Raw genomic sequence first — 10,321 nt, 5'->3', positions numbered from 1 at the left:
CGGACGGGTCGGCCGCGGCGCGCAGGAAGCCGTAGGACGCCTCCAGGGCGCCGGGGTCGGGCTCGTAGGGCAGGCCGGTCGCGCGGGCCAGGTCCCAGCCGTGGATCACCAGCTCGTCGGCCGCGACGGCGGCCGCCACCCGGCCGGGCAGGTCCACGCCGCCCGCGCGGGTCATGCCGGTCCAGGCGGCGGGGTCCCGCCAGGCCTCGGCGAGGTCGTCGAGCACCTGGGGCAGCTGCTCGCGCCAGCCCGGCCCGATGTCCGGCAGGTGGCTGTTCGGGCTGGTGTCGGTCGTGGCGCCCAGGTTCTTGCGGGCCGCGTCGCGAAAGGCCACGGACAGTCCGATCAGATGGCCCAGCATGGCCCGCACCGGGTAGTCCGGGCACGGCGTGGCGGCGGCCAGCTGGTCATCGCGCACGCGCTCGGCCAGCCGCGCCACCGCGCGTGTCTGCGGGCCGAGGTCGAAGATCGTGTCGCTCATCCGTTGCTCCTTCGAGGGTGCGGTGCCCGTACCCAGGGTGGACCGGCCGGCGCCCGAAAACTCATCGGCGATCTCTAGGCCCTGTCGTCAAACTCCCGTCTGGCCCGCGACGCCATGCACGCTCCCCCAAGCTCTTCGAGCAGGGGGACCCCCATGACGCCGCGAGGCCCGCCCTTCGGGCGGACGACGCGAGTTTGACGACAGGACCTAGGGCACCTGCCCGATGCCGCCCGGCACGCCTTAGAACCACGATGACCAGGCATGACAACCAACGGGACTCCGACGCGCGTCCTGCGGGACCGCAACGCGCGGCTGTATCTCGCGGGCGTGGTGGTGTCCGGTTTCGGGACGTCCTCGCTGTGGCTGGCGTCCGGGATCTGGGTCAAGGACCTCACCGGCTCGAACGGGGCGGCCGCGCTGTGCATGCTCGCGATGTGGGCGCCGACCCTGGCCGGCCCGGCGCTCGGCGCCCTCGCCGACCGCGTCCGCCGCAAGCCCCTGCTGATCCGGGCCGACCTCGGCCTCGGCGCGCTCCTGCTGAGCCTGTTCTGCGTCCGCTCGGCGGCCGGGGTGTGGCTGCTGTTCGCCGTGCTGTTCGTGTACGGCGCCATCGGCGTGGTGCACGACGCCGCCGAGTCGGCCCTCGTCGCCGCCGCCGTCGACCCCGGCCTCCTCGGCGACTTCAACGGGCTGCGGACGACCGCCACCGAGGGCATGAAGCTGGTGGCCCCGCTGACCGGGGCGGGCCTGTACACGGCGTACGGAGGAGCGGCCGTCGCGCTCCTGGACGCGGTCACCTTCGCGCTGGCCGCGGGGCTGTGCGCTCTCCTGCGGGTCGACGAGGTGCCGCAGGACCGGCCCGCCGGCGCCTGGCGGGAACAGACCGCCGAGGGCGCCCGTCACCTGTGGGGACATCCCCGGCTGCGCCCGCTGGTCCTGGCCGGCGGCACGACCATGTTCTTCGCCGCCCTGAACGGCACGATGACGTACGCCGTGGTGGACGGCCTCGGCCGCGCCCCCGCCTACGCGGGTGTGCTGTACGCCGTCCAGGGGGCGGGATCGGTCGCGGTGGGGCTGGTCTCCGGACCCGCGCTGCGCCTCCTGGGGGCGCGCCGGTTCGCGGCGGGCGGGATCGCGCTGCTGGCCGTCGCGGTGGCCGCGCGGGCGGTCCCGTCCACCGCGGTGGCGCTGGTGAGCGGCGCGGCGATCGGTCTGGGGCTGCCGTGCGTGCTGATCGCCGCGCTCACCGCCGTCCAGCGCGAGACGCCCGGGCCGCTGCTGGGCCGGGTGAGCGCGACCGCCGGCACGCTGCTCTTCACGCCGAACGTGATCGGTCTGGCGCTCGGCGCCGGCCTGGCCGACGCGGTGGACCACCGGCTGCTCCTGGCCCTGTTCGGCCTCGCGCTCCTCGTGACGGCCGCCGTCCTGGCTCAGAGCGCGGCGAGCGCCTCCCGTACCGCCGACAGGTCCGCGTCCGACGCCAACCCGGCGTGATACAGCCGCAGTTCCGTCGCGCCGAGGTCGCGTGCCCGCGCCGCGTCCGCCGCCAGGGTGCCGGGGCTGCCGCCCAGCCCGGAGACCACGGTGAGGTTGGCGGCCAGCACGGTGTCCTCGCGGGCCCGTTCGGCGAAGGGCGTGAGCAGGTCAGGTCCGCCCGTGCAGGGCACGACCACGCCGTCCGCCAAGGACAGGGCGTGCGCGGGGTCCACGCCCGCGTTGGCGCCGCAGTGGTAGGAGACCGGGTCCGCGTGGAGGAGCACCTGGAAGCCGTCGGGCGCGGCGGCGCGGACGGCGGCGACGGCGTCCGTCTGCAGGCCGCGGGCGGTCTCGTCGCGCCACGCGCGCGTGGCCGCGGCCGCCGGTTCGCCGAGCAGCTTCTCCACCGCCGCCCAGCCCCCGTCGTCGGGGGCGCCCCGCCACAGCGGCTCCAGGGCGGTGCGCACGGCGGCCGACAGCTCCCCGGAGTCCAGGCCGATCTGCGCGTAGCCCGCGCCGCAGGCGGGGCAGAAGCACAGCGACATCAGGTACTGGCCGACGTCCCCGAGGCCCACCCCGGCGGTCTTGTCGTGGGCGTGCAGGTGCGCCAGCCCATACCAGCCGAGGGACTCCAGCTCCGTGCCGCGCGCGCCGGGCCGTACAGCGGCCTCGGCGGCCAGGTCCAGCAGGTACGCGCGCGTGGCGGGCTGCGCGATGCACGGCGCCCACGGGTAGCGGTCGCCGTAGGCGTTGACGACGGAGGTCTGCGGGTGGTCGGTGCCCAGCCGGGAGTTGTGCGCGAGGACGACCCAGGTGTGCACGTCGAGGCCGGCCGCCGTGAGCGCCTCGGCCGCCTCGCCGTACGCGTCTCCGGGGGCCCAGTCGCCGGCCGGGTACGGGCGCAGGGCGCGGTCCGCCCAGCGGTCGTCGGCGGGGTAGAGCACGGCCGCGTGCTCGGCGGTGACGATGCGGTGGCGGGGGTGGCGCGGGGTCAGCGCGCGTGTGGAGTGGTAGGCGGAGGCCAGGGTCACCTGGTCCGCGCCGAGCGCGGCGATCCGCGCGGGTGCCTCCGGGTCGCCGTTGACGTCCCAGGGATAGACGAATGCCGAGGCCTTCATGCGTCCTCCTCCAGCAGCGCGTACCCGCGCTCGACGAGCTGAGCGAGCTGCTTCACATGATCCTCGCTCGGCTCGTGCAAGGGAGGTCGTACCTCGCCGACGTCGAGGCCGCGCAGCCGTACGCCCGCCTTCACGAGGGCGACGGCGTAGCCGCGGCCCTGGGCGCGCAGTTCGACGAAGGGACGGTAGAAGCCGTCCAGCAGGCGGTGCGCGGTGTTCTCGTCGCCGTTCTCCAGTGCGCGGTGGAAGGCGAGGGCGATCTCGGGGGCGAAGCAGAACACGGCGGAGGAGTAGAGGGTGATGCCGAGGGCGCGGTAGGCGAGCTGGGTCTGTTCGGCGGTGGGCAGTCCATTGAAGTACAGGAAGTCGCCGGGGGCCTCGGTGCGGACGGCGCTGACGATCCGCTGCATCAGGTCCAGGTCGCCCAGGCCGTCCTTGAAGCCGATGATCCCCTGCGTGCGCGCCAGCTCGACCACGGTGTGCGGGGTGAACACGGCGTTGTCGCGCTGGTAGACGATCAGCGGCAGGTCGGTGGCCCCGGCCAGCTGCCGGTAGTGCCGCAGCAGGCCCTCCTGCCCGGCGTGCACGAGGTAGGGCGGCAGGGCGAGGAGCCCGTCGGCGCCGGCCGTCCGCGCGAGCCACGCGTACCGGACGGCGAGCGCCGTGCCGTACCCGGCGCCAGCGACGACCGGCACCCGCCCCTCGGCCGCCTCGACGGCCGCCCGTACGCAGGCCTCGAACTCCTCGGGCAGCAGCGCGTGGAACTCCCCGGTGCCGCAGCAGGCGAACACGGCGGCGGCGCCGGCCTCGACGCCCCGGCGCACATGGGTGCGGTAGACGTCGAGGTCGACGGCGCCGTCGGGATCGTAGGCCGTGACCGGGAAGAACAGCGGCCCGCTCGGGGAACGGAGTCGGGCGGCGAGAGGGGCTGGCGTCACGAGCGCTCCCTGTCGGTGCATGTCTCTGATCGGCGTCCATATTTCTGAACGCGACCACGCTACGGTCGCCCATCAGGGCGGGTCAAGCACGCAAACGAGCAACACGGGGGCGGATTTCCCCGCTCCGCGTCACCCTTGACTGCGCACGTCACCGCTCCCTAGCGTGTCTGCGGATGTGAATTCCGTCCATGGATGGAGACTGAGGATGCCCGCTCCCCGCACCGTTCTGCTCACCGGCGCCGCCGGCGGGCTCGGCACCCTGATGCGGGACCTGCTCCCGGAGTACGGCTACGAGCTGCGCCTGTTCGACGTGCGCCCCGTCGAGGGCGAGCCGAACGCGATCACGGCGGACCTCGGCGACCGGGGAGCCCTGCGCGAGGCCGTCCGGGGCGTCGACGCGGTCCTGCACCTCGCGGGCATCTCCCTGGAGGCGCCCTTCGAGAAGATCCTCAGGGCGAACATCGAGGGCACGTACAACCTGTACGAGGCGGTCCGCGAGGAGGGGATCGGCCGGATCGTCTTCGCCTCCTCCAACCACGCGGTCGGCTTCACCCCGGCCCCGCGCGGCACCGACCCGCTGATCCCGATCGACACCCCGCGCCGCCCGGACACCTTCTACGGCCTGTCCAAGGCCTTCGGCGAGGACCTCGCCCAGCTCTACTGGGACAAGCACGGCCTGGAGACCGTCTCGGTGCGCATCGGCTCCTGCTTCGCGCGGCCGACCAGCGTCCGGATGCTCTCGGTGTGGATGAGCCCCGGCGACGGCGCCCGTCTCTTCCACGCGGCGCTCACCGCCGAGGACGTCGGCCACACCGTCGTCTACGGCTCCTCCGCGAACACCCGCCTGTGGTGGGACCTGACGACCGCGCGGGCGCTCGGCTACGAGCCGCGGGACGACTCCGAGCCGTACGCCGAGAAGCTGATCGCCGAGCAGGGCGAGCTGGACCCGCAGAACCCCGCGCACAGCCACCTGGGCGGGCACTTCGTGACCGACCCGCCGATCTGGCCGCACTGACCCGGCCGGCACCCGACCGACGCGGGCGGGCGCGGCGGAAACGATCGCCCTCGACGGCGGGCGGGCGCCCAAACGGGCCCGCCCGCCGCCCCATTCGGGCATCCGCGCTGCCCGATCCCACGCGCGACGGGGCAGCGGCGCAGGTCCGAGCCGGGCACAGCGCTCGGCAAACGGGCAGACACGGGCAGTATCGAATGAGGAACAGACCTGGTCAGCGCCGCGCGCCCGCTGTAGAACTTCCCCCATGGCCCGAACGGGCAGCTCCACAGGGAAGCGGGTGACGACATGAGCACCAGGACGGCGGAAGAACGCCAGCGCGAGATCGTGCTGGCCGCGCGCGCCACCGGCGCCGTCGACGTCACCACGCTCGCCGACCGCCTGGGCGTGGCCAAGGAGACCATCCGGCGCGATCTGCGCGCCCTGGAGGACCACGGCCTGGTGCGCCGCACCCACGGCGGCGCCTACCCCGTGGAGAGCGCCGGGTTCGAGACGACGCTCGCCTTCCGCGCCACCAGCCACGTCCCCGAGAAGCGCCGCATCGCCGCCGCCGCGGCCGAGCTGCTCGGGGACGCGGAGACGGTCTTCGTCGACGAGGGCTTCACCCCGCAGCTCATCGCCGAGGCCCTGCCGACGCACCGACCGCTGACCGTGGTCACCGCGTCCCTGCCGGTCGCCGGCGCCCTCGCCGAGGCCGAGAACACCTCCGTGCTGCTGCTCGGCGGCCGGGTCCGCCCCGGCACGCTGGCGACCGTCGACCACTGGACAACGAAGATGCTGGCCGGCTTCGTCGTCGACCTCGCCTACATCGGCGCCAACGGCATCTCCCGCGAGCACGGCCTGACCACCCCCGACCCGGCGGTCAGCGAGGTCAAGGCCCAGGCCGTCCGGGCAGCGCGGCGCACCGTCTTCGCGGGCGTGCACACCAAGTTCGGGGCGGTCAGCTTCTGCCGGTTCACCGAGGTCGGCACGCTGGAGGCGATCGTGACGAGCACGCTGCTCCCGGCGACCGAGGCCCACCGGTACTCGTTGCTGGGTCCACAGGTCATCCGGGTCTGAATCTCCTACGACGGCACTCTCCCGGGGTGCTCCACACCACGGGATGCCCCTTATGCCCCTATACATCCAGGAGCGATCCATGCGCACCCAGAGCCGACGGAGGCCGCGAGTCACGCTCGCCATGGCCACCGCAGGGACGCTGCTCGCCCCGCTGCTCACCGGCTGCTGGGCCGGGGCGGGCGGGTCCGGTTCCGGCGGCGACTCCATCAACGTGCTGATGGTCAACAACCCGCAGATGACCGAACTGCAGAAACTCACCGCCGCCCACTTCACCAAAGAGACCGGCATCAAGGTCAACTTCACCGTCCTGCCCGAGAACGACGTCCGCGACAAGATCAGCCAGGACTTCGCCAACCAGGCCGGCCAGTACGACGTGGCGACCCTGAGCAACTACGAGATACCCATCTACGCCCGCAACGGCTGGCTGCACGACATGAACGCGTACGTCGCCAAGGACCGGGCGTACGACGAACAGGACGTCCTCAAGCCGATGCGCCAGTCCCTGACCGGCGACGACGGCAAGCTCTACGGGCAGCCCTTCTACGGCGAGTCGTCCTTCCTGATGTACCGCAAGGACGTGTTCGCCGAGAAGGGCCTGACGATGCCCGCGCACCCGACCTGGACCCAGGTGGCCGACCTCGCGGCGAGGGCGGACGGCGCCGAGTCCGGCATGAAGGGGATCTGTCTGCGCGGACTGCCCGGCTGGGGCGAGGTGATGGCGCCGCTCACCACCGTCGTGAACACCTTCGGCGGCACCTGGTTCGACAAGGACTGGAAGGCCCGCCTCGACTCCCCCGAGTTCGAAAAGGCGACGAAGTTCTATGTCGACCTCGTCCGCCGGCACGGAGAGTCGGGCGCGGCCCAGTCCGGTTTCGCCGAGTGCCTCAACAACATGACCCAGGGCAAGGTCGCCATGTGGTATGACGCCACCTCCGCCGCGGGCCTGCTGGAGGCGGCCGACTCCCCGGTCAAGGGCAAGCTCGGCTACGCACCCGCCCCGGTCGAGAGGACCGAGTCCTCCGGCTGGCTCTACACCTGGGCCTGGGGCATCCAGAAGGCCTCCCGCAACCCCGACAAGGCCTGGAAGTTCGTGTCCTGGGCGTCCGGCAAGGAGTACGAGCAGCTGGTCGGCGACACCAGCGGCTGGTCGAACGTCCCGGCGGGCAAGCGCGCGTCGACGTACTCCAACGCCGCCTACCGCAAGGAGGCGGCCGCCTTCCAGGACATGACCAAGGAGGCCATCGAGAACGCCCGGCCCGGCGACCCCGGCGTGCAGCCGCGCCCCGCGCCCGGCATCCAGTTCGTCGGCATCCCCGAGTTCACCGACCTCGGCACCAAGGTCTCCCAGGAGATCAGCGCGGCCATCGCCGGACGCGAGTCCGTCGACGCGGCCCTGAAGAAGTCCCAGCAACTCGCCGAGAACATCTCCAAGGAGTACGAGGGACGATGACCGCCACGACGACAGCCCCGCTCGCCACTCCGTCCGTACGGACACCGCGGCAGCCCTCGGCCCGCCTGCGCGCCTGGGCCACCCGGGCCCCGCTGCTGCCCGCCCTGCTGTTCATGATCGCCGTGACCCAGCTGCCGTTCGTGGCCACGCTGGTGATCTCCTTCTTCGACTGGAACGCCCTCTACCCCAAGGCCCGCCACTTCACCGGCCTCGACAACTACCACCAGGTCCTGACCGACGCCGACCTGCGCCACTCGGTGTGGACGACGGTGCTGCTCACCGTGGCCGTGGTGCTGGTCAGCCTGGTCCTGGGCCTCGCCCTCGCCCTGCTCCTGGACCGCAGGTTCCGCGGCCGGGGCGTGGTGCGCACGCTCCTCATCGCCCCGTTCCTGGTCGTGCCCGTGGCCGCGGCCCTGCTCTGGAAGCATGTGCTCTACAACCCTGAATACGGCCTGCTCAATGGGTTGTTGCACTATGTGGGCGGCCCCCAGCCGGACTGGATCTCCCGCACCCCGCTGCTCGCGGTCGAGGCCTCCCTGGTGTGGCAGTGGACGCCCTTCATGATGCTGATCCTGCTCTCCGGCCTGCAGAGCCGCGACCAGCAGCAGATCGAGGCCGCGCGGGTGGACGGCGCGAACGACTGGCAGGTCTTCCGCCACCTCACGCTCCCGCACCTGCGCCGCTATCTCGAACTCGGCGCCCTGCTGGGCTCGATCTACATCGTCCAGAACTTCGACGCGGTCTTCACGATCACGTCCGGCGGCCTGGGCACCGCCAACCTCCCCTACATCGTCTACCAGAGCTTCTACCAGGCCCACGAGAACGGCCTCGCCTCGGCCGCGGGCGTCCTCGTGGTCATCGGCTCGATCATCATCGCGACCTTCGCCCTGCGGGTGGTGTCGTCGCTGTTCCGCGAGGAGGTGTCCCGCGCATGAGCGCCATGGCCGTACCCGTACGCCGCCGCAAGGGGGCCGGTCTGGGCCTGGTGGCCTGGCTGGCGGGAATCCTGTTCTTCCTGCCCATCGCGTGGATGGCGCTGACGTCCTTCCACTCCGAGTCGGACGCGGCGACCAACCCGCCGTCCTTCACCGCCTCCCTCACCCTGGACGGCTACCGCGAGTTCTTCGGCACCGGCGGCGGCGCGAGCCCCTGGCCCGCGCTGATCAACTCGACCGTGGCGTCCTTGGCGTCGACCCTGTTCGTCCTGCTGCTGGCGCTGCCGGCCGCGTACGCCCTGTCGATCAGGCCGGTGAGGAAGTGGACGGACGTCCTGTTCTTCTTCCTGTCCACGAAGATGCTGCCGGCGGTGGCGGGCCTGCTGCCCATCTACCTGTTCGCGAAGAACGCCGGAATGCTGGACAACATCTGGCTCCTGGTCATCCTCTACACCTCCATGAACCTGCCGATCGCGGTGTGGATGATGCAGTCGTTCCTCGCCGAGGTCCCGGTCGCCGTGATCGAGGCGGCGCGGGTGGACGGCGCCCGGCTGCCGACGATCCTGGCCCGGGTCGTGGCCCCCATCGCCCTGCCCGGGATCGCCGCCACGGCCCTGATCTGCTTCATCTTCAGCTGGAACGAACTCCTCTTCGCCCGGGTGCTCACCGGCGTGGTCGCCGAGACCGCGCCCGTCTTCCTGACCGGCTTCATCACCAGCCAGGGCCTGTTCCTGGCGAAGGTGTGCGCCGCCTCGCTCGTCATCTCCCTGCCGGTGCTCGCCGCGGGGTTCGCCGCCCAGGACAAGCTGGTCCAGGGCCTGTCGTTGGGAGCCGTGAAATGAAGGCCGCCGTCATCGAGTCCGTGGGCCGCGCCGTCGTCGCCGAGGTCCCCGACCCGACGCCGGGCCCGCGCGAGGTCGTCGTGGAGGTGGCGGCCTGCGGGCTGTGCGGCACGGACCTCCACATCCTCCAGGGCGAGTTCGCGCCCAAGCTGCCGATCGTCCCGGGGCACGAGTTCGCGGGCCAGGTGGTGGGCGTCGGCAGCCAGGTCACGGAGGTCGCGGTCGGCGACCGGGTGGCGGTGGACCCGTCGCTGTACTGCTACGAGTGCCGGTACTGCCGTACCGGCCACAACAACCTCTGCGAGCGGTGGGCCGCGATCGGCGTGACCACCGCCGGCGGAGCGGCGCGGTACGCCTTGGCGCCGGTGGCGAACTGCGTCCGGCTGCCCGACCACATCCGCACCCAGGACGCGGCGCTGATCGAACCCCTGTCGTGCGCGGTGCGCGGCTACGACGTGCTCCGCAGCCGGCTGGGCGCCCATGTGCTGATCTACGGCTCCGGCACCATGGGCCTGATGATGCTGGAGCTGGCCAAGCGCACCGGCGCGGCGAGCGTGGACGTCGTGGACGTGAACCCGTCCCGCCTGGAGACGGCCCTGCGGCTCGGTGTCTCGGCCTGCGCCGAGAACGCCGACCACCTGGACCGGCCGCAGGGCTGGGACGTGGTCGTCGACGCGACGGGCAACGCGGCGGCGATCCAGGACGGCCTGGACCGGGTGGCCAAGGCGGGCACGTTCCTGCAGTTCGGAGTGGCCGACTACGAGACCCGGGTGACCATCGACCCGTACCGCGTGTACAACCAGGAGATCACCATCACCGGCTCGATGGCGGTGTTGCACAGCTTCGAGCGGGCGGCGGAGCTGTTCGCGAACGGGGTGCTCGATCCGGAGGTCTTCATCAGCGACCGGATTCCGCTGGAGCGGTACCCGGACGCGCTGGACCAGTTCGCGGCGGGGGTGGGCCGCAAGATCGTGGTGGTGCCGTGACCGTTGGCGGCCCCGACGGGTGGG

10 protein-coding genes are annotated in these 10,321 nt (G+C 72.3%); 7 read left to right on the top strand and 3 right to left on the bottom strand.

Features of this window, described 5'->3' with window-relative positions; genetic code table 11:
* Positions 1-481: TIGR03086 family metal-binding protein (locus IPZ69_RS44725; RefSeq protein WP_235460655.1), on the bottom strand; the 481-nt coding region annotated here is incomplete at its 3' end.
* Positions 482-742: 261 nt separating this feature from the next.
* Here IPZ69_RS44725 and IPZ69_RS44720 point away from each other — a divergent pair.
* Positions 743-1,975: an MFS transporter gene (locus IPZ69_RS44720; RefSeq protein WP_235460654.1), complete on the top strand. Its 1,233-nt coding sequence runs from the start codon at positions 743-745 to the stop codon at positions 1,973-1,975.
* Here IPZ69_RS44720 and IPZ69_RS44715 read toward each other — a convergent pair.
* The gene (locus tag IPZ69_RS44715; protein ID WP_235460653.1) at positions 1,912-3,075 is read right to left on the bottom strand and encodes a hypothetical protein; all 1,164 of its coding nucleotides are present in this window, start codon (positions 3,073-3,075) and stop codon (positions 1,912-1,914) included. The two genes, IPZ69_RS44720 and IPZ69_RS44715, sit on opposite strands and share 64 nt — an antisense overlap.
* Positions 3,072-4,013, bottom strand: a complete 942-nt coding sequence (locus IPZ69_RS44710; protein ID WP_235460652.1) for a 5-dehydro-4-deoxyglucarate dehydratase — start codon at positions 4,011-4,013, stop codon at positions 3,072-3,074. The genes IPZ69_RS44715 and IPZ69_RS44710 overlap by 4 nt, the downstream gene beginning before the upstream one ends.
* Positions 4,014-4,218: 205 nt before the next feature.
* Between IPZ69_RS44710 and IPZ69_RS44705 the strand changes: the two genes are divergently transcribed.
* From IPZ69_RS44705 to IPZ69_RS44680, 6 genes are all read left to right on the top strand, one after another.
* Entirely contained in the window at positions 4,219-5,028 is an 810-nt protein-coding gene (locus IPZ69_RS44705; RefSeq protein ID WP_235460651.1) for an NAD-dependent epimerase/dehydratase family protein, read from the top strand.
* Between the two features lie 285 nt (positions 5,029-5,313).
* Positions 5,314-6,084, top strand: coding sequence for a DeoR/GlpR family DNA-binding transcription regulator (locus IPZ69_RS44700; RefSeq protein WP_235460650.1), 771 nt, complete (start codon positions 5,314-5,316; stop codon positions 6,082-6,084).
* 79 nt (positions 6,085-6,163) lie between these two features.
* Complete coding sequence (locus IPZ69_RS44695) at positions 6,164-7,534, top strand: ABC transporter substrate-binding protein (protein WP_235460649.1); 1,371 nt, start codon at positions 6,164-6,166, stop codon at positions 7,532-7,534.
* A complete protein-coding gene (locus tag IPZ69_RS44690) occupies positions 7,531-8,469 on the top strand; it encodes a carbohydrate ABC transporter permease (protein WP_235460648.1) in 939 nt (312 codons plus the stop codon). The genes IPZ69_RS44695 and IPZ69_RS44690 overlap by 4 nt, the downstream gene beginning before the upstream one ends.
* Positions 8,466-9,311, top strand: coding sequence for a carbohydrate ABC transporter permease (locus IPZ69_RS44685; protein WP_235460647.1), 846 nt, complete (start codon positions 8,466-8,468; stop codon positions 9,309-9,311). Before IPZ69_RS44690 ends, IPZ69_RS44685 begins: the two co-directional genes overlap by 4 nt.
* The gene (locus IPZ69_RS44680; RefSeq protein ID WP_235460646.1) at positions 9,308-10,297 is read left to right on the top strand and encodes a zinc-dependent alcohol dehydrogenase family protein; all 990 of its coding nucleotides are present in this window, start codon (positions 9,308-9,310) and stop codon (positions 10,295-10,297) included. Before IPZ69_RS44685 ends, IPZ69_RS44680 begins: the two co-directional genes overlap by 4 nt.
* Positions 10,298-10,321: the final 24 nt, after the last annotated feature.

It is taken from the genome of Streptomyces olivochromogenes (genome assembly GCF_021538895.1).
Taxonomy (GTDB): domain Bacteria; phylum Actinomycetota; class Actinomycetes; order Streptomycetales; family Streptomycetaceae; genus Streptomyces; species Streptomyces olivochromogenes_A.
This window is presented reverse-complemented; position numbering and strand designations above follow the sequence as displayed.